28 protein-coding genes are annotated in these 18,971 nt (G+C 69.3%); 1 reads left to right on the top strand and 27 read right to left on the bottom strand.

Features of this window, described 5'->3' with window-relative positions:
• Together WMJ97_RS09085 and WMJ97_RS09090 are read right to left on the bottom strand one after the other, a co-directional pair.
• A partial coding sequence (locus WMJ97_RS09085) for a DEAD/DEAH box helicase (RefSeq protein WP_347348665.1) occupies window positions 1–1,695 on the bottom strand: 1,695 nt, incomplete at its 3' end.
• A 110-nt stretch (window positions 1,696–1,805) separates the two neighbouring features.
• Entirely contained in the window at window positions 1,806–3,236 is a 1,431-nt protein-coding gene (locus WMJ97_RS09090; protein WP_347348666.1) for a sodium:proton antiporter, read from the bottom strand.
• Window positions 3,237–3,487: 251 nt separating this feature from the next.
• Between WMJ97_RS09090 and dacB the strand changes: the two genes are divergently transcribed.
• Window positions 3,488–4,954 (top strand): D-alanyl-D-alanine carboxypeptidase/D-alanyl-D-alanine-endopeptidase, encoded by a 1,467-nt coding sequence (gene dacB, locus WMJ97_RS09095; protein WP_347348667.1) that lies wholly within the window; start codon window positions 3,488–3,490, stop codon window positions 4,952–4,954.
• A 44-nt stretch (window positions 4,955–4,998) separates the two neighbouring features.
• Here dacB and map read toward each other — a convergent pair whose 3' ends face one another.
• From map to rpsJ, 25 genes are all read right to left on the bottom strand, one after another.
• Window positions 4,999–5,844 (bottom strand): type I methionyl aminopeptidase, encoded by an 846-nt coding sequence (map, locus tag WMJ97_RS09100; protein WP_347348668.1) that lies wholly within the window; start codon window positions 5,842–5,844, stop codon window positions 4,999–5,001.
• Complete coding sequence (locus WMJ97_RS09105; protein ID WP_347348669.1) at window positions 5,841–6,416, bottom strand: adenylate kinase; 576 nt, start codon at window positions 6,414–6,416, stop codon at window positions 5,841–5,843. The genes map and WMJ97_RS09105 overlap by 4 nt, the downstream gene beginning before the upstream one ends.
• The gene (gene secY, locus WMJ97_RS09110) at window positions 6,413–7,756 is read right to left on the bottom strand and encodes a preprotein translocase subunit SecY (protein WP_347348670.1); all 1,344 of its coding nucleotides are present in this window, start codon (window positions 7,754–7,756) and stop codon (window positions 6,413–6,415) included. Before secY ends, WMJ97_RS09105 begins: the two co-directional genes overlap by 4 nt.
• A gap of 187 nt (window positions 7,757–7,943) precedes the next feature.
• Window positions 7,944–8,636, bottom strand: coding sequence for an SOS response-associated peptidase (locus WMJ97_RS09115; protein ID WP_347348671.1), 693 nt, complete (start codon window positions 8,634–8,636; stop codon window positions 7,944–7,946).
• 77 nt (window positions 8,637–8,713) lie between these two features.
• Window positions 8,714–9,154 (bottom strand): 50S ribosomal protein L15, encoded by a 441-nt coding sequence (gene rplO / locus WMJ97_RS09120; RefSeq protein ID WP_347348672.1) that lies wholly within the window; start codon window positions 9,152–9,154, stop codon window positions 8,714–8,716.
• 1 nt (window position 9,155) lies between these two features.
• Window positions 9,156–9,338: a 50S ribosomal protein L30 gene (gene rpmD, locus WMJ97_RS09125; protein ID WP_347348673.1), complete on the bottom strand. Its 183-nt coding sequence runs from the start codon at window positions 9,336–9,338 to the stop codon at window positions 9,156–9,158.
• The gene (rpsE, locus tag WMJ97_RS09130) at window positions 9,338–9,955 is read right to left on the bottom strand and encodes a 30S ribosomal protein S5 (protein ID WP_347348674.1); all 618 of its coding nucleotides are present in this window, start codon (window positions 9,953–9,955) and stop codon (window positions 9,338–9,340) included. Before rpsE ends, rpmD begins: the two co-directional genes overlap by 1 nt.
• Window positions 9,956–9,977: 22 nt before the next feature.
• Window positions 9,978–10,361: a 50S ribosomal protein L18 gene (rplR, locus tag WMJ97_RS09135; protein ID WP_347348675.1), complete on the bottom strand. Its 384-nt coding sequence runs from the start codon at window positions 10,359–10,361 to the stop codon at window positions 9,978–9,980.
• Window positions 10,362–10,363: 2 nt separating this feature from the next.
• Complete coding sequence (gene rplF / locus WMJ97_RS09140) at window positions 10,364–10,906, bottom strand: 50S ribosomal protein L6 (protein ID WP_347348676.1); 543 nt, start codon at window positions 10,904–10,906, stop codon at window positions 10,364–10,366.
• A gap of 16 nt (window positions 10,907–10,922) precedes the next feature.
• Window positions 10,923–11,330 (bottom strand): 30S ribosomal protein S8, encoded by a 408-nt coding sequence (gene rpsH / locus WMJ97_RS09145; RefSeq protein ID WP_347348677.1) that lies wholly within the window; start codon window positions 11,328–11,330, stop codon window positions 10,923–10,925.
• A 211-nt stretch (window positions 11,331–11,541) separates the two neighbouring features.
• Window positions 11,542–11,727, bottom strand: a complete 186-nt coding sequence (locus WMJ97_RS09150) for a type Z 30S ribosomal protein S14 (RefSeq protein WP_347348678.1) — start codon at window positions 11,725–11,727, stop codon at window positions 11,542–11,544.
• A gap of 7 nt (window positions 11,728–11,734) precedes the next feature.
• A complete protein-coding gene (gene rplE / locus WMJ97_RS09155) occupies window positions 11,735–12,403 on the bottom strand; it encodes a 50S ribosomal protein L5 (protein ID WP_347348679.1) in 669 nt (222 codons plus the stop codon).
• A gap of 2 nt (window positions 12,404–12,405) precedes the next feature.
• Window positions 12,406–12,777: a 50S ribosomal protein L24 gene (rplX, locus tag WMJ97_RS09160; protein ID WP_347348680.1), complete on the bottom strand. Its 372-nt coding sequence runs from the start codon at window positions 12,775–12,777 to the stop codon at window positions 12,406–12,408.
• A 1-nt stretch (window position 12,778) separates the two neighbouring features.
• Window positions 12,779–13,147 (bottom strand): 50S ribosomal protein L14, encoded by a 369-nt coding sequence (gene rplN / locus WMJ97_RS09165; protein ID WP_347348681.1) that lies wholly within the window; start codon window positions 13,145–13,147, stop codon window positions 12,779–12,781.
• Window positions 13,148–13,293: 146 nt separating this feature from the next.
• On the bottom strand, window positions 13,294–13,566 hold the full coding sequence (gene rpsQ / locus WMJ97_RS09170; RefSeq protein WP_347348682.1) for a 30S ribosomal protein S17: 273 nt from the start codon (window positions 13,564–13,566) through the stop codon (window positions 13,294–13,296).
• A gap of 9 nt (window positions 13,567–13,575) precedes the next feature.
• On the bottom strand, window positions 13,576–13,806 hold the full coding sequence (gene rpmC / locus WMJ97_RS09175) for a 50S ribosomal protein L29 (RefSeq protein WP_347348683.1): 231 nt from the start codon (window positions 13,804–13,806) through the stop codon (window positions 13,576–13,578).
• Window positions 13,806–14,225 (bottom strand): 50S ribosomal protein L16, encoded by a 420-nt coding sequence (gene rplP / locus WMJ97_RS09180; protein WP_347348684.1) that lies wholly within the window; start codon window positions 14,223–14,225, stop codon window positions 13,806–13,808. Before rplP ends, rpmC begins: the two co-directional genes overlap by 1 nt.
• A 2-nt stretch (window positions 14,226–14,227) precedes the next feature.
• On the bottom strand, window positions 14,228–15,046 hold the full coding sequence (gene rpsC, locus WMJ97_RS09185; protein ID WP_347348685.1) for a 30S ribosomal protein S3: 819 nt from the start codon (window positions 15,044–15,046) through the stop codon (window positions 14,228–14,230).
• Window positions 15,047–15,048: 2 nt separating this feature from the next.
• Window positions 15,049–15,450: a 50S ribosomal protein L22 gene (gene rplV / locus WMJ97_RS09190; RefSeq protein ID WP_347348686.1), complete on the bottom strand. Its 402-nt coding sequence runs from the start codon at window positions 15,448–15,450 to the stop codon at window positions 15,049–15,051.
• A gap of 25 nt (window positions 15,451–15,475) precedes the next feature.
• Window positions 15,476–15,757: a 30S ribosomal protein S19 gene (gene rpsS / locus WMJ97_RS09195; RefSeq protein WP_347348687.1), complete on the bottom strand. Its 282-nt coding sequence runs from the start codon at window positions 15,755–15,757 to the stop codon at window positions 15,476–15,478.
• 22 nt (window positions 15,758–15,779) lie between these two features.
• A complete protein-coding gene (rplB, locus tag WMJ97_RS09200) occupies window positions 15,780–16,616 on the bottom strand; it encodes a 50S ribosomal protein L2 (RefSeq protein WP_347348688.1) in 837 nt (278 codons plus the stop codon).
• Between the two features lie 27 nt (window positions 16,617–16,643).
• The gene (rplW, locus tag WMJ97_RS09205; protein WP_347348689.1) at window positions 16,644–16,949 is read right to left on the bottom strand and encodes a 50S ribosomal protein L23; all 306 of its coding nucleotides are present in this window, start codon (window positions 16,947–16,949) and stop codon (window positions 16,644–16,646) included.
• Window positions 16,946–17,611, bottom strand: a complete 666-nt coding sequence (gene rplD / locus WMJ97_RS09210) for a 50S ribosomal protein L4 (RefSeq protein ID WP_347348690.1) — start codon at window positions 17,609–17,611, stop codon at window positions 16,946–16,948. Before rplD ends, rplW begins: the two co-directional genes overlap by 4 nt.
• Window positions 17,608–18,267: a 50S ribosomal protein L3 gene (rplC, locus tag WMJ97_RS09215; protein WP_347348691.1), complete on the bottom strand. Its 660-nt coding sequence runs from the start codon at window positions 18,265–18,267 to the stop codon at window positions 17,608–17,610. Before rplC ends, rplD begins: the two co-directional genes overlap by 4 nt.
• An 11-nt stretch (window positions 18,268–18,278) precedes the next feature.
• A complete protein-coding gene (gene rpsJ, locus WMJ97_RS09220) occupies window positions 18,279–18,590 on the bottom strand; it encodes a 30S ribosomal protein S10 (RefSeq protein WP_040157873.1) in 312 nt (103 codons plus the stop codon).
• Window positions 18,591–18,971: the final 381 nt, after the last annotated feature.

The raw sequence follows: 18,971 nt of genomic DNA on the forward strand, positions 1-18,971 counted from the left end.
TGGCGGCCGGTCGTGCCCCGGACGCCGGCGCTCCTCACGCTCGCCCCGCCCGCGCCGGTCGTCGCCGAAGCGCCCGGCCGGACGGTCATCGCGGCCACGGTCATCCCGGCCACGGTCGTCGCGCGCGCGGTCCTCCCACGGGCGGTTCGCCCGGGGCCCGCGATCGCGCGGACGCTCCTCCCACGGGCGTTCCCACCCGTCGTCACCGCGCTCGGCGCGGTCGTAGGCGCGCTCGGGCCGCTCGTTGCCGCGGGCCACCCGGTCCCCCGGACGCCGGCCGTCCCGGCGTCCCTCCGGACGCCGGTCGCTCTTCGGACGCCCCGGCCGGTCGCCGCGTCCCCGCGGACGCTCACCGCGTCCCCAGGAGCCCTCGCCACGTCCCCACGCACGGTCGCCGCGCCCCCGCGGACGATCGTCGCGCTCGCGACGATCGCGGCGTCCCTCGAAGCCGGACGCCTCCTCAACGGCGTCCTCGGGGTCGGGAGCGAAGATCGACGGACCGGTCGGCACCGCCTCGACGCGCGCCGCCCGCACCTGCTCGACGATCTCGTCGCCCGGCTTGACGACCAGCCGCGTCGGGTTGATCTTGACCTTCGCCATCAGCCCGCGGACGAGCCGGTTCTGGTTGCGCACCGCCATCGTCACGACCGTGCCGGACGACCCGGCGCGCGCGGTCCGCCCGGAGCGGTGCGTGTACGCCTTCGGGTCGATCGGCGGGTCGATGTGCACGACCAGCCCGATGTTGTCGACGTGGATGCCGCGCGCGGCGATGTCGGTCGCGACGAGCACCGACACGCTGCCGTCGGCGAACGAGCTCAGGTTGCGCTGCCGCTTGGCCTGGGTCAGGTTGCCGTGCAGGTCGACGGCCGGGATGCCCGCCGCGGTCAGCTCGCGGGCGAGGCGCTCGGCGCCGAACTTGGTGCGCGCGAACGCGAGCGTCCGGCCGCCGCCGGCGAGCAGCTCGCGGACGACCTCGTCCTTGTTGTCGCGGTCCACCAGGAAGACGTAGTGGTCGATGTCGGGGGCGCCCTCCTCCTCCGTCACGGAGTGCACGAGCGGGTCGTGCAGGAAGCGGTCGACGACCGTCTGGACGTCCCCGTCGAGCGTCGCCGAGTACAGCAGCCGCTGCCCGTCGGCCGGCACCTGCTCGAGGATGCGCGTGACCACGGGCAGGAAGCCCATGTCGGCCATCATGTCGGCCTCGTCGAGCACGGTGATCCGCACCGCGGACAGGTCGAGGTGGCCCTGCGCGATCAGGTCCTCCAGGCGTCCGGGGGTCGCGATCACGATGTCGACGCCGCGTTCGAGCCGGCGCACCTGCCCGGTGTATTTCACGCCGCCGAACACGGTCATCGAGCGCAGCCGGACGGCTTCGGCCAGGAACGACACCGTGTCGTGCACCTGGACGGCGAGCTCGCGCGTCGGCACGAGTACGAGGGCCCGCGGACGCCGCGGCTCGCGCCGGCGCCCCTCCTCGTCGAGGCGGGAGACGACCGGCAGCGCGTAGGCGGCGGTCTTGCCGGAGCCGGTGCGGCCGCGGCCGAGCACGTCCCGCCCGGCGAGCGCGTCGGGCACGCTCATCTCCTGGATCGGGAACGGGTGCACGATGCCGCGCTCGGCGAGCGCGGCGACGAGCCGCGGGCGGACGCCGAGATCGGCGAACGTGAGCTCGGGATTAAATGAAGTATCGGACAACGCTTCCTCGCATGGGTGGTGGATGAGGTTCAAACAACCCGCACGAGGGCTTGTCGAAGGCGTCCAGGTGACGGCCGATGGACCAGTCTACTCGGACGCCCGCGTGCGCCCTAACCGGTTGCCGCCGGTTGTGCCGCGTGCCGGCGCAGGATCACGATCGCCCGGACGACCAGGAACGCGGCGATCAGCCCGCCCGCGACCTTCAGCCACGGCGCCTCGGCGACGAACAGCCCCATCGACGCGAGCAGCGTCGGCACGAGGAAGGTGAACGTCTTCACGACGTACCCGCCGAACGACGGCATCCAGACGCCGGCGTGCTCGGCGACCGCCTTCACCATGAAGTTCGGCCCGTTGCCGATGTAGGTCACCGCCCCCCAGAACACCGCGCCGGTGCTGATCGCGGCCAGATAGTGCTCGGGGACGCCCGCGACCAGGTGGACGCCCTGCATGTCGCCCCCCAGAACACGGGCCATCTCGAAGAACGTGACGTACGTGGGCGCATTGTCGAGCACCGAACTCAACCCGCCCGTGAACAGGTGGAACGTGACCTCGTTCAGCGGCAGCGTCGGCGCGATCTCCTCCAGGAACCGCAGCGCGGGGATCATCGTCAGGAAGATGCCGATGAACAGCGCCGCGACCTCCAGGATCGGCGCGAAGGAGAACTCGTTGCCCTCGTAGCGCGCGAACTTGTCGCCGAGGAAGAACGACAGCGCCGCCGCCGCCCACATCGTCAGTTCACGCCAGGGCACCATCGCCGCCCACCCCGCGTGGCCGGCCTCGATCGCCTCCAGATCGAGCGACGGGATCGCGGCCACCGCCGCGACGACCATCGCCAAGAACGCGAAGTTCACCACGCCGTGCACCTTCATCGGCTCGACGGCCTCGGCGTCCCACGCCATCGCCTCGGCGGTCTCGTTGGCGACCTTCTGGTGGTCGATCGCGTAGTAGGTGAACAGCAGCATGCCGTTCACGAAGGCCCACTCGGGCAGCAGGCTCAGCGTCCATTCGAAGGGGACGCCGCGCAGGAAACCGAGGAACAGCGGCGGGTCGCCCAGCGGCGTGAGCAGGCCGCCGCAGTTCGCGACCACGAAGATGAAGAACCACACCGAGTGCGACTTGTGCTGGCGCTCGGAGTTCGTCCGCAGCAGCGGCCGGATCAGCAGCATCGCCGCGCCCGTCGTGCCGATGATGGACGCGACGACCGCCCCGATCCCGATGATGATCGTGTTGTTGCGGGGCGTCGCGCGGATGTCGCCGGAGAGATAGATGCCGCCGCTGATGACGAACAGCGCGAGCAGCAGCGAGATGAACTGGACGTATTCCCACAGCGAGTGCAGCACCGTCGGGGCGCCCAGGAGCGTCCACACCCAGACCGCGACCGGCACGCCGAGGAGCAGCGCGACCGCCAGCTTGGTGGAGTTGCGCTCCCACAGCTTCTCCGCGGCGGGCACGAGCGGGAGGATCGCGATGCAGGCCAGCATGAGGACGAACGGCACGATGCCCCAGGCCGGGACGTAGGCGTCGGATTCCAGGAGCGTCATGGACCATCTCTAGCAGAGTCCCCTCCTGGGCAGGGCGGACGCCCACGATCCGTCCGGACGCCCCAAGCCCCTCCGGACGCCCACGGCCCCACCGGACGCCGCCCCGATGGGCCGGCGCCGGCGGCGTCCGATCGGGGACAACCCTCAGGCAGCCCTCCACAGGTCCGGACGAACCCTAGCCATAGCGACATGTGTCGCTTACGGTGTGCGTGCGCCATGCCCCCGGCGCATCGTCCCCCGGAAGGTCCCCCATGCCCACCATTCGCCGCCTGGCGCTCCTGCTGCCCACCACCCTCGCACTCGTCGCGGGAACGGCGCCGCCCGCCCACGCCGTCACCAATGCGGCGCTCGCGTCCCAGGTCGCGGCCGTGCTGCGCGACTCACGGGTGACGGCGTCCACCAACGGAACGCTCGTCGCGGACGCCGCCACCGGCAGCGAACTCGCCGGCCGCAACGCCTGGCAGTCGGCCGTGCCGGCGTCCAACATGAAGATCGTCACCGCGGGCGCGGCGCTGCGCACCCTGGGCAGCGGCTACCGCTTCAAGACCGAGGCGATCGCGCGGTGGTCCGTGCGTGCGGACGGCTCGGTACCCTCGTCGGTCTACCTCAAGGGCTACGGCGACCCGAGCCTGATGGAGTCCGACCTGCGGGCGCTCGCCCAGAACCTGCGCGCCCGCGGCGTCCGGAGGTTCACCGGCAACCTCGTCGCGGACGGGTCGTTCTTCGACGGCGCCTACTACAACTCGGCCTGGGGCACGCAGAACGCCTCGCAGTACTACGCCCCGCAGATCGCCGGACTCTCCCTGGCGCCCAACGCCGACTTCGACGCCGGCACCGTGATCGTGACCGCGTATCCGACCCGCTCGGGGGCGGCGGCGCGCATCGCGGTGACGCCGGCCTCGGCCGCGTCGTACGTGCGGATCGTCAACAAGGTGAAGACGGGAAGGTCGTCGTCCGTCGGGGTGGCGCGCACGCTGGGCACGAACACGATCACGGTCACCGGCTCGGTGGCGACGTCGGCGTCCGGGGGCAGCCGCCGGTGGGTCGCCGTCCACCGGCCCGACCTGTACGCCGCCACGGTCTTCCGCGCGCAGCTCGCCGCCGTCGGCATCTCGGTGGCCGGCCGGACGATCGCGGGCGTGACGCCGGCCGCCGGGCGGGTCATCGTGGCGACCGACACCTCGCAGACCATCGGCGAACTGATGCGGCCGTTCCTGAAGCTGTCGAACAACGCGATCGCCGAGCACCTGCTGAAGACGATGGGCGCCCGGACGTCCGCCCCGGGCACCACCGCGAAGGGCATCGCCTACCTGCGCGACTACCTGCGCGCGGCCGGCGCCCCGCTCACGGGAACGGCGTTCGCCGACGGCTCCGGCCTGGCGCGCTCGAACCGGCTCACCGCGCGGGCGCTCACGCGCGCGCTGCTGTACGCGCAGCGCCAGCCGTGGTTCGGGGCGTTCTACGCCGGTCCGCCGGTCGCCGGGGCGACCGACCGCATGACCGGCGGGACCCTGTCGACCCGCATGCGCGGCACCGCCGCCGCGGGCCGCGTGATGGCGAAGACCGGGTCGCTAGGCGGCGTGACGAGCCTGTCGGGGTACGTCACCGCCGTGGACGGCCGCCGCTACGTGTTCTCGATGCTCTCGAATTACCGGTCGTCGTCGCCGCGCCCGGTCGAGGATCGCCTGGCGATCACCATCGCCTCCCACCGGCGCTGAACCGGACGCCCCGGGCTGTCGCCTCCGCCCCCGGCTCGGCCGTCTCAGTCGGCCAGCGGGCCGAACGGCAGCCCGAGGCGTCCGAGCATCTCCTCGCCGCCGTCGGCGGCGGTGAGCACCCACAGCCCCTGTTGGGTGACGGTGATCGTGTGCTCCCAGTGAGCGGCGTCGGAGCTGTCGCGCGTGACGACGGTCCACTCGTCCTCGAGCGTCGCGGTCTCGGCCGAACCCCACGTGATCATCGGCTCGACGGCGAGGCACAGGCCCGGCACGATCTTCGGCCCCCGCCCCGGACGGCCGTAGTTCGGCACGTCGGGCGGCTGATGCATCGCGGAGCCGATGCCGTGGCCCGTGTACTCCTCCACGATGCCGAACTCGTGGTCGGCCTGCGCCTCGATGGACGCCTCGACCGCGTGCGAGATGTCGCTCACGCGGCCGCCCAGGTGAGCGGCGGCGATGCCGGCCCACAGCGACTCGCGCGTGACGTCGGAGAGCCGCTGCCGCTGAGGAGTCGCCTCCCCGACGCTGAACGTGATCGCCCCGTCGCCGTGCCAGCCGTCGACGATCGCCCCGAAGTCGACCGACACGAGGTCTCCGTCCGCCAGCTCCCGGTCGCCGGGGATGCCGTGGACGATCTCGTTGTTCACCGAGATGCAGGTGACCGCCGGGTAGGGCGGCAGGCCGAACCCGCCGCCATAGCCGAGGAAGGACGAGTCCGCCCCGTGCTTCGCCAGGACGCCGCGCGCGACGGCGTCCAGGTCAGCGGTGGTGACCCCCGGACGCCCGGCCTCCCGGACGGCGTCGTGGGTCTCGGCGACCACGAGCCCGGCCCGGCGCATGACGCGCACCTGGTCGGGCGTCTTGAGTTCGATGCCGCGACGCTCGATCATCGGGCGAGCTTGGCGTCCAGCGCAGCGGTGAGCCGCTGCCGGACGTCGGCGATCTCGCCGATCGCGTCCACCTCGACGATGAGGCCGCGCTGCCGGTAGAGGTCGAGCAGCTCCTCCGTCTCTTCGTGGTACACGTCGATGCGGTGCCGAATCGTCTCTTCGTTGTCGTCGGCGCGCCCCTCCAGCTCGGCCCGGCGCAGCATGCGCCCGACGAGCTCGTCGGGCGCCGCGACGAGCGAGACGACCGCGTCGAGCGCCGTGCCCTTCGCGGCCATCGCGGCGTCGAGCGAGCCGGCCTGCGCGGCGGTGCGCGGGTAGCCGTCGAGGAGCCAGCCGTTGCTGCAGTCGGGCAGGCGGAGCCGGTCGAGGATCAGCTCGGTCGTCACGTCGTCGGGCACGAAGTCGCCGGCGGCGATGAGGGCCGCCACCTGCTTGCCGAGGGGCGTCTCGTTCTTGATGTTCTCCCGGAAGATCTCACCGCTGGATACCGCGGGGATCTCGTAGTGATCGGCCAACTCGGTGGCCTGGGTGCCCTTCCCCACGCCGGGAGGGCCCATGATCAACAGCCTCATCTCAGGAATCCTTCGTAGTTCCGTTGCTGAAGCTGACTCTCGATCTGCTTCACCGTGTCCAACCCTACGCCCACGATGATGAGGATGGAGGTGCCTCCGAACGGAAAGCGCTGGGACGCGTCCTCGCCCAGCGCGAAGAACGCCAAGGCGGGGAGCAGCGAGATGAGTGCCAGGTAAAGGGAGCCGGGCGCGGTGAGGCGGCTCAGCACGTAGGAGAGGTACCGCTGCGTGGGCCCGCCGGCGCGGATGCCGGGGATGAAGCCGCCGTACTTCTTCATGTTGTCGGAGACCTCGACCGTGTCGAAGGTGATCGCGACATAGAAGTAGGTGAACGCGATGATCATCACGAAGAAGATCAGGTTGTACCAGGGCGAACCGTTGCGGGTGAGGTGCCCCGAGATCCAACTGGAGACCGGGTTGTCGGGGTTGAACTGCGCGAACAGCACCGGGAGGTACAGCATCGAGCTCGCGAAGATGACCGGGATGACGCCCGCCTGGTTCACCTTGAGCGGAATGTAGGTCGTGGTGCCGCCTACCAGCCGCCGCCCCACCATGCGCTTCGCGTACTGCACCGGGATGCGCCGCTGCGCCTGCTCGACGAAGATGACGCCCGCCATGACCAGCAGGCCGACCGCCAGGACGCCGGCGAACGCCAGCCACCCGGACGCGTTCGGCACGTTCGGATTGTCGGGCAGCGTGCCCTTGCCGAGCGAGATCGCCCACATCTGGCTCGGGAACTGCGCGGCGATCTGCGTGAAGATCATGACCGACATGCCGTTGCCGACGCCCCGCTCGGTGATGAGCTCGCCCATCCACATGATGAGGCCGGTGCCGGCCGTCATGGTCAGGATCATGACGATCAGCGGGAACAGCGAGGTGTCGTACACGACCGGCAGCGTGCAGCCCTGGAAGAGCTGCCCGTTCACCGCGAGCGTCGTGAAGGCGGTCGCCTGCAGCACGGCCAGCACGATCGTGAGGTAGCGCGTGTACTGGGTGATCTTGTTCTGGCCGGACGCCCCGTCTTTCTTCAGCGTCTCCAGCCGCGGGATCACGACCGTCAGCAACTGCAGGATGATGCTCGACGTGATGTAGGGCATGATGCCCAGCGCGAAGATCGCGAGCTGCAGCAGGGCACCGCCCGAGAACAAGTTGATCATCGAGTAGATGCCCGCGTTGGCGCCCTCGGCCGCCTGGACGCGGCACTGGTTCACGTTTTGCAGGTTGACGTTGGGCGACGGAATCACGGAACCGAGCCGGAAGACTCCGAGGATGAAGAGGGTGAAGAAGATCTTCTTCCGCAGATCCGGGGTACGAAACGCGTTCGCGAAAGCGGAAAGCATCCGTTCTCTTTTCAGTCAGGAACAAACTGGGCGGCACACCCAACCTCGCTGAGCCTACCAAGTGCGTCGGCCGATCCTCGAACGCGCGACGCCCCGTCCGTGGTCCGTCGCCTCATCCGCGGATCGTGAGCACGCCGCAGCCGGTTTCGGACGCCGCGGCCGCCGGCCGCGGCGTCCTCGATCGAGCTCAGGAGAGCGGCCGGATGAGTTCGGGACCGTCGTTGCGGACCGCGTTCACCAGGGTGGCGACCGGGTAGGCGTCCAGGTGCGCCGGCTCGGTGACCCGCAGCAGGTCTTTCGCGGCGAGCGGGTCGGTCAGGTGCGGGTCGAGCCAGGACGCCCAGTCGTCGCGCGCGATCGTCATGGGCATGCGGTCGTGGATGTGGCCGACGCTGTCGGCGGAGCGGGTGGTGATGATGGTGCACGTCGTCAGCCAGTCGCCGCCGTCGGCGGGCCGCCAGAACTCGTACAGGCCCGCCATGACGAACAGGGCCCCGTCGTCGGGCCGGATGAAGAAGGGCTGCTTCTTTGTCCCGTCGCCCGGAACCCATTCGTAGTAGCCGTCGGCGGGGATCAGGCAGCGGCGCGCGGCGAACGCCTTGCGGAACGCGGGCTTGGACTCGACCGTCTCGAAGCGGGCGTTGATCATGCGCGCTCCCCCGGACGGATCGTTCGACCACGAGGGCACGAGACCCCAGCGCGGGGTGACGAGCTTGCGGACGTCCGCCCCCGACTCCTTGTCCACCCGCTCCACCACCGCCGGGACGGCGTCGGTGGGCGCGGCGTTGAACGTGGGCTGAGGGGCGTCGACGACGACGTCGATCGAGAAGGTCTCGATGATGACGTCCGTACTCGCCGACGCCGCGAACCGTCCACACATGCCCGCGAGCCTACCCGCCACCAAGCAGGCAAGAAGAAAGGCGGGCGGCCCCGCTGGGACCGCCCGCCTGTCGCCGCTCAGGCCTCCTTGACGGAGCCCCCAGCGGCCTCGATCTTGCTCTTCGCGGACTCCGTGTAGGCGTCCGCCGCGACGGTGAGCGCCACGGACAACTCGCCGCTGCCGAGCACCTTCACCGGCTGGCCCTTGCGGACCAGCCCCTTCTCCACGAGGTCGGCCACGGTGACGTCGCCGCCGTCGGGGAAGGCCTCCCCGAGCTTGCCGACGTTCACCACCTGGTACGACACGCGGAACGGGTTGCGGAACCCGCGCAGCTTCGGCAGCCGCATGTGCAGCGGCATCTGGCCGCCCTCGAAGTTCGCCGGGACGTTCTTGCGCGCGCCCGTGCCCTTCGTGCCGCGACCGGCCGTCTTACCCTTGGAACCCTCGCCGCGGCCGACGCGGGTCTTGCTGGTCTTGGCCCCGGGGGCCGGACGCAGGTCGTGTGCCTTGATCGCCATGTCAGTCAACCTCCTCGACGGAGACGAGGTGGATGACGGTGTTGACCATGCCCCGGAACTCGGGGCGGTCGTCCTTCTCCACGACGTCGCCGATGCGCTTGAGACCGAGCGTCCGCAGGGTCTCGCGCTGGTTCTTCTTCGCGCCGTTGGCGCTCTTCGTCTGGGTCACCTTCAGCGTGGGCATCAGGCAGCGCCCTCCTTCCGAGCCTTCAGGATGGCGGCCGGCGTGACTTCCTCGACGGTCTTGCCGCGACGGCGGGCCACCTGCTCGGGCTCCTCGAGCTGCTGCAGCGCATCCACCGTGGCGTGCACCACGTTGATCGCGTTGCTGGAGCCCAGCGACTTCGCGAGGACGTCGCTGATGCCCGCGCACTCGAGGACGGCGCGCGCCGAGCCACCGGCGATCACGCCGGTACCGGGGGACGCCGGACGCAGCAGCACCACGCCAGCGGCCTTCTCGCCCTGCACCGGGTGCGGGATGCTGCCCTGGATGCGGGGGACGCGGAAGAAGTGCTTCTTCGCCTCCTCGACACCCTTGGCGATCGCCGCGGGCACCTCCTTGGCCTTGCCGTAGCCGACGCCCACGGTCCCGTCACCGTCGCCCACCACGACCAGCGCGGTGAAGCTGAACCGGCGTCCACCCTGGACGACCTTCGCGACGCGGTTGATCGCCACGACGCGCTCGAGGTACTGGCTCTTCTCCCGTTCGGCGTTGTCCCGGCCACGACGATCTTCGCGGCCGCGACGGTCGCCACCACCGGCGCCACCGCGGCGCTGCTGGTTCGCGTTCTCGTTCGCCATGTCTAACCTTTCCGCTTTCGATCTAGAGTCCGAGACCGGCCTCGCGGGCGCCGTCAGCCAGCGCCGCGATCCGTCCGTGGTACTTGTTGCCCGCACGGTCGAACACGACCTGCTCGATGCCGGCGGCCTTGGCCCGGTCGGCGATGAGCGCGCCGACCTTCTTGGCCTTGGCCGTCTTGTCGCCGTCGGTGCCGCGCAGGTCGGCCTCCATGGTGGACGCCGACGCCAGGGTCACGCCCCGGCTGTCGTCGATCACCTGGGCCAGGATGTGCCGCGCCGACCGCGTCACGACGAGGCGGGGACGCTCCGGCGACCCGAAGATCGTCTTGCGGCCACGCGCCTGGCGGCGGAGGCGAGACTTGGTACGCGACGCCATCCCCTTGTTGTTGCTCAACGAGATCGCCATGATCACTTACCAGCCTTTCCAACCTTGCGGCGAACGTGCTCGCCTGCGTAGCGCACGCCCTTGCCCTTGTAGGGCTCCGGCTTGCGCAGCTTGCGGATGTTGGCCGCAACCTCGCCAACAACCTGCTTGTCGATGCCGAGCACGGTGAACTTCGTGTTGCTCTCCACCGTGAACGAGACGCCCTCCGGGGCATGCACGACGACCGGATGGCTGTACCCGAGGTTGAACTCGAGCTGCTGCGGACCCTTGGAGATCACGCGGTAGCCGACGCCCACGATCTCGAGCTTCTTGCTGTAGCCCTCCGTGACGCCGGTGACCATGTTGCTCACGAGCGTCCGGGTGAGGCCGTGCAGCGAGCGAGACTCGCGCTCGTCGTCCGGGCGCGTCACCTCGAGCTGTCCCTCGTCGTTGCGCGCGATCCGGATCGGATCGGCCACGGTGAGGGACAACTGCCCCTTCGGGCCCTTGACCGAGACGTCCTGGCCGTCGAGGGTCACCTCGACGCCGCTCGGCACGGTGATGGGAAGCTTGCCAATACGAGACATGTTCAGATACCTCCCGTCACCACACGTAGGCGAGCACTTCGCCGCCCACGCTGCGTGAATTGGCTTCCTTGTCGGTCAGCAGACCCTGCGACGTCGAGATGATCGCGATGCCCAGGCCGCCGAGAACCTTCGGCAGAGCGTTGGACTTCGCGTACACCCGCAGGCCGGGCTTGCTGATGCGCCGGACGCCGGCGAGCGCGCGCTCGCGGTCGTTGCCGTACTTGAGCGTGAGCTTCAGGGTCTTGCCGACCTCGCCCTCGGTGGGGTCGATGACCTCGAAGCCCGAGATGTAGCCCTGCTCGGCGAGGATCTTCGCGATCCCGGCCTTGATCTTGCTGTGCGGCATCGACGTCGAGTCGTGGTACGCCTGGTTGGCGTTCCGCAGGCGCGTCAGCATGTCTGCGATCGGATCGGTCATTGTCATGGCTTGTTGAGCCTCTTTCTCGTGCGGTTTCACCGCCGGGTCCACCCGGGGTGACCTGCACGCTTCGTGGTTCATCCGGCCCCGCGGGGCCGGTTCTGAGCCGCCCGGCCGGCCGGCACCGAGGTGCCGGCCCGGACTCAGGCGGAGCGTGGGCGTCCGGCTCGAAGCCGGGCTGATGGGTGGGGACGCGCCGGGGCGCGTCCCCGGTCGGTCACCAGGACGACTTCGTGACGCCCGGGAGCTGGCCGGCGTGCGCGAGCTCGCGCAGGCAGATCCGGCACAGGCCGAACTTGCGGTACACCGACTTGGGCCGCCCGCAGCGGTTGCAGCGGGTGTACGCCCGGACGCCGAACTTCGGCTTGCGGGACGCCTTGACCTTCAGAGCAGTCTTCGCCATGCCTACCTCACTTCCTCAGCTTCTTGATCTGGCTCTTGGACCCGGTGAAAGCGGTCTTGCGGCGAGCCGCCCGCTTCGTGTCGTTCTCCGGGGCCTTGAACGGGAAGCCGAGAGCCCGCAAGAGCGCCCGCCCCTCGTCGTCGGTCGTCGCGGTGGTCACGAACGTGATGTCCATGCCGCGCACGCGGTCGATCTTGTCCTGGTCGATCTCGTGGAACATCACCTGCTCGGTCAGGCCGAACGTGTAGTTCCCCTGGCCGTCGAACTGGTGCGCCGAAAGCCCGCGGAAGTCGCGGATACGCGGCAGCGCCAGCGACAGCAGGCGGTCGGTGAACTCCCACATGCGGTCGCCCCGCAGCGTCACGTGGCAGCCGATCGGCATGCCCTCGCGCAGCTTGAACTGGGCGATCGACTTGCGGGCCCGGGTCACCTGGGGCTTCTGCCCGGTGATGGCCGTGAGGTCGCGCACCGCGCCGTCGATCACCTTGCTGTCGCGCGCAGCCTCACCGACACCCATGTTCACCACGACCTTGACCAGGCCGGGGATCTGCATCACGTTGTCGTACGAGAACTGCTCGTTCAGCGCGGGGGCGATCTCCTCGCGGTACTTCTTCTTCAGGCGCGGCAGCTCCCGAGCGGGAGCCTGCGTGGACGCGCCGGTCTCGGTCTGCGTCATGCTCAGATCTCCTTCCCGGTCTTGCGGGCGATACGGAAGCTCCGCTGAGCGGTGTACTCCGTGCCGTCCGGACGCCGCTTCGTCACCTCGCGACGCTCGTAACCCACCCGGGTCACCTGAGCGTCCTTTCCGGAGCCCACGACCAACTGCACGTTCGAGACGTGGATCGGGGCCTCGGTGGTGACAATGCCGCCGGTCGACTGACCGGCCTGGTTCGGATTCGCCGGGGTGTGCTTCTTGACGAGGTTCACGCCCTCGACGACCACCTTGCGGGCCTTCGGATCGACGGAGATGATCTCGCCGATCTTGCCCTTGTCGTTGCCAGCGATGACCTTGACGCGGTCACCCTTCTTCACGTGAAGCGAGTTCGCCATATCAGAGCACCTCCGGGGCCAGCGAGATGATGCGCATGAACCGCTTGTCGCGCAGCTCACGCCCGACCGGGCCGAAGATGCGGGTGCCGCGGGGCTCCCCGTCGTTCCTCAGGATCACGGCCGCGTTCTCGTCGAACTTGATGTACGAGCCGTCCGGACGCCGCGTCTCCTTCACGGTGCGGACGATGACCGCCTTGACGACCTCGCCCTTCTTCACGTTGCCGCCGGGGATGGCGTCCTTCACCGTGGCGACGATGCGGTCGCCCAGGCCGGCGTAACGGCGCTTCGAGCCGCCGAGCACCCGGATGCACAGGAGCTCCTTGGCACCGGTGTTGTCGGCGACCTTCAGTCGCGACTCCTGCTGGATCATTTTCTCTCCTTGTTCGCCGGTTCCCGCGTCACGCGGGCCTGGCGGAACCAATGGTGTGTTCGCCGCCGGACGGCGGCGAGATCGTCGTGGGTTTCCACTGGGCGGGTTTCCAAGCCGGATCCAGCTCGTCCACGACGACCAACGCGCTACTTCGCCTTCTCGACGATCTCGAGCAGCCGCCAGCGCTTGGTGGCGGACAGCGGCCGCGTCTCCATGACGCGGACGCGGTCGCCGGTGCCGGCGGTGTTGCCCTCGTCGTGGACCTTCAGCCGCAGGGTCTTCGTCATGACCTTGCCGTACAGCGGGTGCTTCACCCGCTCCTCCACGGCGACGACGACCGTCTTGTCCATCTTGTCGCTCACGACGACGCCCTCGCGCACCTTGCGCGCGGACGTCCGCTCGGTCTGCGTGTCAGCCATGAATCAGCCTCACTTGTCTTCGTCGGGATCGGGAACGATGCCGAGGTTGCGCTCCTGGAGCACGGTGTAGACGCGCGCGATGTCCTTGCGGACCTCGCGGAGGCGTCCGTGCGACTCCAGCTGCCCGGTCGCCGCCTGGAAGCGCAGCGAGAACAGCTCTTCCTTCAGCTCGACGACCTTCTTGTTCAGCTCCGCGCGGCTGAGGCCGCGCAGATCGGACGCGGTGACGGACTGCGCCATCAGATCTCACCTGCTTCCCGCTTGATGAAGCGAGCCTTCATCGGCAGCTTGTGGATGGCGAGGCGCATGGCCTCGCGGGCCACGTCCTCGGAGACGCCGGACAGCTCGAACAGGACCCGACCGGGCTTGATGTTCGCGATCCACCACTCGGGCGAGCCCTTGCCGGAACCCATCCGGGACTCCGCGGGGTGCTTCGTCATCGGGCGGTCGGGGTAGATGTTGATCCACACCTTGCCGCCACGCTTGATGTGACGGGTCATCGCGATACGAGCGGACTCGATCTGACGGTTGGTGACGTAGTGGCCCTCCAGCGCCTGGATGCCGTAGTCACCGAAGGCCAGCCGAGTGCCGCCCTTGGCAGCCCCGCCCCGCTTGGGGTGGTGCTGCTTACGGTGCTTCACGCGTCGAGGAATCAGCATGATCAGGCTCCTGCGCTCTCGGTGGACGCCTCGGCCGCAGGAGCGGCCTCGGCGGCAGCTTCAGCGCGACGGCGTCCGCCGCGCTCGGGACGGTCGCCGCGTCCGCCGTCGCGGTCACGACGGGGGCCACGGCCGGGACGACGCTGGCCGCCGGCGGCCTGGCGGGCGGCCTTCTGGGCCGCACGCTCGGCGCGGGTACCGGAGACGTCACCCTTGTAGATCCAGACCTTGACGCCGATCCGGCCGAACGTCGTGCGGGCCTCGTAGAACCCGTAGTCGATGTCGGCGCGCAGCGTGTGCAGCGGGACGCGGCCCTCGCGGTAGAACTCGGACCGGCTCATCTCGGCGCCACCGAGACGGCCCGAGCACTGGATCCGGATGCCGAGGGCGCCGGCGCGCATCGCGCTCTGCTGCGCCTTGCGCATCGCGCGGCGGAACGCCACGCGGGCGCTGAGCTGCTCGGCGATGCCCTGGGCGACGAGCTGGGCGTCGGTCTCGGGGTTCTTGACCTCGAGGATGTTCAGCTGCACCTGCTTGCCGGTGATCTTCTCGAGCTGAGCGCGGACGCGCTCGGCCTCGGCGCCGTTGCGGCCGATGACGATGCCCGGACGCGCGGCGTACAGGAAGATCGTCACCCGCTCGGAGCGGCGCTCGATCTCGATGCTGCTCACGCCGGCACGCTCGAGGTTCTTCGTCAGCCAGTCGCGGACCTTGACGTCCTCAGCCACCAGCTCGGAATAGTTCTTGTCGGCATACCAGCGGGTCACGTGATCGGTCGTGATCCCGAGCCGGAAGCCATTCGGGTTGATCTTTTGGCCCATGCTCAGGCTCCCTTCTCGGACTTGGGCTCGACGACGACGGTGATGTGGCTGCCGCGCTTCATGATGCGGCTCGCGGAGCCCTTGGCCCGCGGCCGGATCCGGCGGAGCGTCACGCCCTCGTCGACGAAGGCCTGGCTGATGAACAGGTCATCAGCGCGCAGGCTCTCGCTGCTCTCGGCGTTGGCCGCCGCGGACGCGACGACCTTGTAGACCGGGCCGGCCGCGGCCTGCGGGGCGAACTTCAGCACGGCGAGGGCGTCGTTGACGTCGAGGCCGCGGACGATGTCGATCACCCGGCGAACCTTCGTCGGCGACATCCGGACGTGACGCGCGATGGCGTACGAGCCGGGACGATCGCCGAGCAAGGCAGCGCGGCGGCTCGGCCGCGTTTCGGTGTTGCTCATACTCTCTTTCCTCTTCTCGCGACGCTCAGCGCCGGCGCGCCTTCTTGTCGTCCTTCACGTGGCCGCGGTAGGTGCGCGTCGGGGCGAACTCGCCCAGCTTGTGCCCCACCATGGCCTCGGTGACGAAAACCGGCACGTGCTTACGGCCGTCGTGCACCGCGATGGTGTGCCCGATCATGTCCGGGATGATCATCGAGCGGCGCGACCAGGTCTTGATGACGTTGTGGGTCTTCTTCTCGTTCTGAACATCGACCTTCTTGGCCAGATGCTCGTCGACGAAGGGGCCCTTCTTCAGGCTGCGTGGCATGTCTTCTTCTCCAACTCCCCGATCAGCGCTTCTTGCCGGACTTGCGGCGACGGACGATGAGCTTGCTGCTCGCCTTGTTCTTCTTGCGGGTGCGCCCCTCCGGCTTGCCCCACGGGCTCACCGGGTGACGGCCACCGGACGTCCGCCCTTCGCCACCGCCGTGCGGGTGGTCGATCGGGTTCATGACGACGCCGCGGACGGTCGGGCGGATGCCCTTCCACCGGTTGCGGCCGGCCTTGCCCCAGCTGATGTTGCTCTGCTCGGCGTTGCCGACCTCGCCGACGGTCGCGCGGCACCGGACGTCGACCATCCGCATCTCGCCCGAAGGTAGACGCAGGGTCGCCATCCGCCCCTCGCGGGCGACGAGCTGAATGCGGGCGCCCGCCGAGCGGCCCATCTTGGCCCCGCCGCCGGGACGCAACTCCACCGCGTGCACCGTGGTGCCGACGGGGATGTTGCGCAGCGGGAGGTTGTTGCCGGGCTTGATGTCGGCCTCGACGCCCGCCTCGACCCGCGCACCCTGGCGCAGGCCCTCGGGGGCGATGATGTAGCGCTTCTCGCCGTCGGCGTAGTGAAGCAGCGCGATGCGGGCGGTGCGGTTGGGGTCGTACTCGATGTGAGCGACCTTGGCCGGCACGCCGTCCTTGTCGTAGCGCTTGAAGTCGACCAGCCGGTAGGCCTGCTTGTGGCCACCGCCGATGTGGCGCGTGGTGATGCGGCCCTGGTTGTTCCGGCCGCCGGTCTTCTTCAGCGGCACGATCAGCGACTTCTCCGGGGTGGAGCGCGTGATCTCAGCGAAGTCCGCCACCGACGAGCCGCGACGGCCCGGGGTGGTCGGCTTGTACTTACGAATAGCCATGTTTCGTATCCCTGTCTTTGCCCTGGCTCAGTTCGCCTGGCCGAAGATGTCGATCCGCTGCCCCTCGGCGACCGTGACGATCGCGCGCTTGGTGTCGGGGCGCTTGCCGGTGCCGAAGCGGGTGCGGCGACGCTTGCCCTGACGGTTGAGGGTGTTGACCGAGGTGACCTTGACGCCGAAGACCTTCTCGACGGCGATCTTGATCTCGGTCTTGTTGGCCCGCGGGTCGACGAGGAACGTGTACTTGTTCTCGTCGAGCAGGCCGTAGCTCTTCTCGCTCACCACGGGCGCCAGCAGGATGTCGCGGTGATCCTTGTGCTTCAGGTCGCTCACTTCTCAGACTCCTGATTGCTCGAGGCGGACTCGGTCTGGCCGCCGGCCGGCTTGCTCGCCACGAAGGCGTCCAAAGCGGCGGACGAGAAGACCACGTCGTCGGCGACGATGACGTCGTAGACGTTCAACTGGTCGACCGAGAGCACGTGGACGTGCTGCAGGTTCCGCAGGCTCAGCCACGCCAGATCCTCGTCGCGGGTCAGGACGGCCAGCACGCGCTTGCCGGTGACGCCGGACAGGGCCTTGAGGGCCGACTTGGTGGACGGCTTACCGCTCGCGAACTCGCCGACGACGTGGACGCGGCCCTCGCGGGCCCGGTCCGACAGCGCGCCGCGGAGCGCGGCCGCGATCATCTTCTTCGGCGTCCGCTGGGCGTAGCCGCGCGGCTGCGGACCGTGAACGGTGCCGCCGCCGGTCCACTGCGGGGCGCGCCGCGAACCCTGGCGGGCGCGGCCGGTGCCCTTCTGACGCCACGGCTTCGCGCCACCGCCGCGGACGTCGCCGCGGGTCTTCGTGGCGTGCGTGCCCTGGCGGGCCGCGGCCTGCTGCGCGACGACGACCTGATGCATCAGCGGGATGTTCGCCTGCGCGTTGAACAGGTGGCCGGGCAGCTCGGCGGACTTCGAGGTGCCGATCACCTCGACCTTGAGAGACTCGCTCATGCCTTCGCTCCCTTCTTGACGGCGTTGCGCACGACGACGAGGGCGCCCTTGGGGCCGGGCACGGAGCCCTTGACCAGGATCAGCCCGCGCTCGGCGTCCACAGCGTGGATCGTCAGGTTCTGGACGGTGACCTTCTCGACGCCCATGCGACCCGCCATCCGCATGCCCTTGAAGACGCGCGAGGGGGTCGAGCTCTGGCCGATCGAGCCGGGCGAACGGTGCTTGCGGTGGACGCCGTGGCCGGCACCCAGGCCGCCGAACCCGTGGCGCTTCATGACGCCCGCGGTGCCCTTGCCCTTGGTGACGCCGGTCACGTCCACGGCCTCGCCGGCGGCGAACGCCTCGGCGGTGATCTCCTGCCCGAGCGTGTACTCGGACGCGTCGGCCGTGCGCAGTTCGACGAGATGACGGCGCGGGGTGACCCCGGCCTTCTCGAAGTGGCCCTCGTCGGGCTTGTTGACGTTCTTCGGCTTGATCGCGCCGAAGCCGAGCTGCACGGCGTTGTAGCCGTCACGCTCGGGGGTGCGGACCTGCGTCACGACGCAGGGACCTGCCTGGATGACGGTGACGGGGACGACCTTGTTCTGCTCGTCCCACAACTGGGTCATGCCGAGCTTGGAGCCCAGGATGCCCTTCACGATGCGTTCTTTGTTCATGGCAGCTGACCTCACGGAAGCTTGATCTCGATGTCGACACCGGCCGGAAGGTCGAGACGCATGAGCGAATCGACCGTCTTCGGCGTCGGATCGAGGATGTCGATGAGCCGCTTGTGGGTGCGCATCTCGAAGTGCTCGCGGCTGTCCTTGTACTTGTGGGGCGACCGAATCACGCAGTACACGTTCTTCTCGGTCGGCAGCGGCACCGGCCCGGCAACGCGGGCGCCGGTGCGGGTGACCGTATCGACGATCTTCTTCGCCGACGTATCGATGACCTCATGGTCGTAGGCCCGGAGGCGAATCCGGATCTTCTGTCCCGCCATGGAAATCCTTATCAGTTCGAGCGGTGGAGCCAGCATCTGCTCCCCTTCGGCGGAGCCCCTCGGGTGAGAAACCCCTTGTCGCAACGACCCCCGCGCCCGGGCGTGTCGCGTCGGTTCGGACCGCACAAGATCACGATTCGTGGTCTTGGTGGGGCCGGGCGCCGACCGCCTGGCTTGCCGAGTGGGTTGACCCGCGGTGGTTGGCCGACCGAAATCGCCCAGCCTCGCCGCAGCCCGCGTCAAAGCAACTTGACTATCTTTTCACGACACCCAAGCTCACGCAAATCCTTGCGAGGGCCAGATCCGGGGACGATCCCGCCCTCCACCCGTCCGGCTCGCCGGGACGCAGGCGTCCGAGGCCGACGGAGGCGTCCGGAATCC

It is taken from the genome of Nigerium sp., from assembly GCF_039811905.1.
Lineage (GTDB): Bacteria > Actinomycetota > Actinomycetes > Propionibacteriales > Propionibacteriaceae > Propioniciclava.

Bases quoted from the DNA above. Each gene is read 5' to 3' on its own strand.
- WMJ97_RS09105 (WP_347348669.1), bottom strand. From the start codon at position 6,416: ATGAGGCTGTTGATCATGGGCCCTCCCGGCGTGGGGAAGGGCACCCAG.
- rplR (WP_347348675.1), bottom strand. From the start codon at position 10,361: ATGGCGATCTCGTTGAGCAACAACAAGGGGATGGCGTCGCGTACCAAG.
- rplF (WP_347348676.1), bottom strand. From the start codon at position 10,906: ATGTCTCGTATTGGCAAGCTTCCCATCACCGTGCCGAGCGGCGTCGAG.
- map (WP_347348668.1), bottom strand. From the start codon at position 5,844: ATGATCGAGCGTCGCGGCATCGAACTCAAGACGCCCGACCAGGTGCGC.
- dacB (WP_347348667.1), top strand. From the start codon at position 3,488: ATGCCCACCATTCGCCGCCTGGCGCTCCTGCTGCCCACCACCCTCGCA.
- WMJ97_RS09090 (WP_347348666.1), bottom strand. From the start codon at position 3,236: ATGACGCTCCTGGAATCCGACGCCTACGTCCCGGCCTGGGGCATCGTG.
- rpsE (WP_347348674.1), bottom strand. From the start codon at position 9,955: ATGGCGAACGAGAACGCGAACCAGCAGCGCCGCGGTGGCGCCGGTGGT.
- rpsQ (WP_347348682.1), bottom strand. From the start codon at position 13,566: ATGGCTGACACGCAGACCGAGCGGACGTCCGCGCGCAAGGTGCGCGAG.
- rplV (WP_347348686.1), bottom strand. From the start codon at position 15,450: ATGAGCAACACCGAAACGCGGCCGAGCCGCCGCGCTGCCTTGCTCGGC.
- rpmC (WP_347348683.1), bottom strand. From the start codon at position 13,806: ATGGCGCAGTCCGTCACCGCGTCCGATCTGCGCGGCCTCAGCCGCGCG.
- rplC (WP_347348691.1), bottom strand. From the start codon at position 18,267: ATGAACAAAGAACGCATCGTGAAGGGCATCCTGGGCTCCAAGCTCGGC.
- secY (WP_347348670.1), bottom strand. From the start codon at position 7,756: ATGCTTTCCGCTTTCGCGAACGCGTTTCGTACCCCGGATCTGCGGAAG.
- rplP (WP_347348684.1), bottom strand. From the start codon at position 14,225: ATGCTGATTCCTCGACGCGTGAAGCACCGTAAGCAGCACCACCCCAAG.
- rplE (WP_347348679.1), bottom strand. From the start codon at position 12,403: ATGACGCAGACCGAGACCGGCGCGTCCACGCAGGCTCCCGCTCGGGAG.
- rplB (WP_347348688.1), bottom strand. From the start codon at position 16,616: ATGGCTATTCGTAAGTACAAGCCGACCACCCCGGGCCGTCGCGGCTCG.
- rpsS (WP_347348687.1), bottom strand. From the start codon at position 15,757: ATGCCACGCAGCCTGAAGAAGGGCCCCTTCGTCGACGAGCATCTGGCC.
- rplD (WP_347348690.1), bottom strand. From the start codon at position 17,611: ATGAGCGAGTCTCTCAAGGTCGAGGTGATCGGCACCTCGAAGTCCGCC.
- rpsJ (WP_040157873.1), bottom strand. From the start codon at position 18,590: ATGGCGGGACAGAAGATCCGGATTCGCCTCCGGGCCTACGACCATGAG.
- WMJ97_RS09115 (WP_347348671.1), bottom strand. From the start codon at position 8,636: ATGTGTGGACGGTTCGCGGCGTCGGCGAGTACGGACGTCATCATCGAG.
- rplO (WP_347348672.1), bottom strand. From the start codon at position 9,154: ATGGCGATCAAGGCACACGACCTGCGTCCGGCCCCCGGGGCCAAGACC.
- rpsH (WP_347348677.1), bottom strand. From the start codon at position 11,330: ATGACAATGACCGATCCGATCGCAGACATGCTGACGCGCCTGCGGAAC.
- rplN (WP_347348681.1), bottom strand. From the start codon at position 13,147: ATGATCCAGCAGGAGTCGCGACTGAAGGTCGCCGACAACACCGGTGCC.
- rpmD (WP_347348673.1), bottom strand. From the start codon at position 9,338: ATGCCCACGCTGAAGGTGACCCAGACGAAGAGCGCCAACGGCGCGAAG.
- WMJ97_RS09150 (WP_347348678.1), bottom strand. From the start codon at position 11,727: ATGGCGAAGACTGCTCTGAAGGTCAAGGCGTCCCGCAAGCCGAAGTTC.
- rplX (WP_347348680.1), bottom strand. From the start codon at position 12,777: ATGGCGAACTCGCTTCACGTGAAGAAGGGTGACCGCGTCAAGGTCATC.
- rpsC (WP_347348685.1), bottom strand. From the start codon at position 15,046: ATGGGCCAAAAGATCAACCCGAATGGCTTCCGGCTCGGGATCACGACC.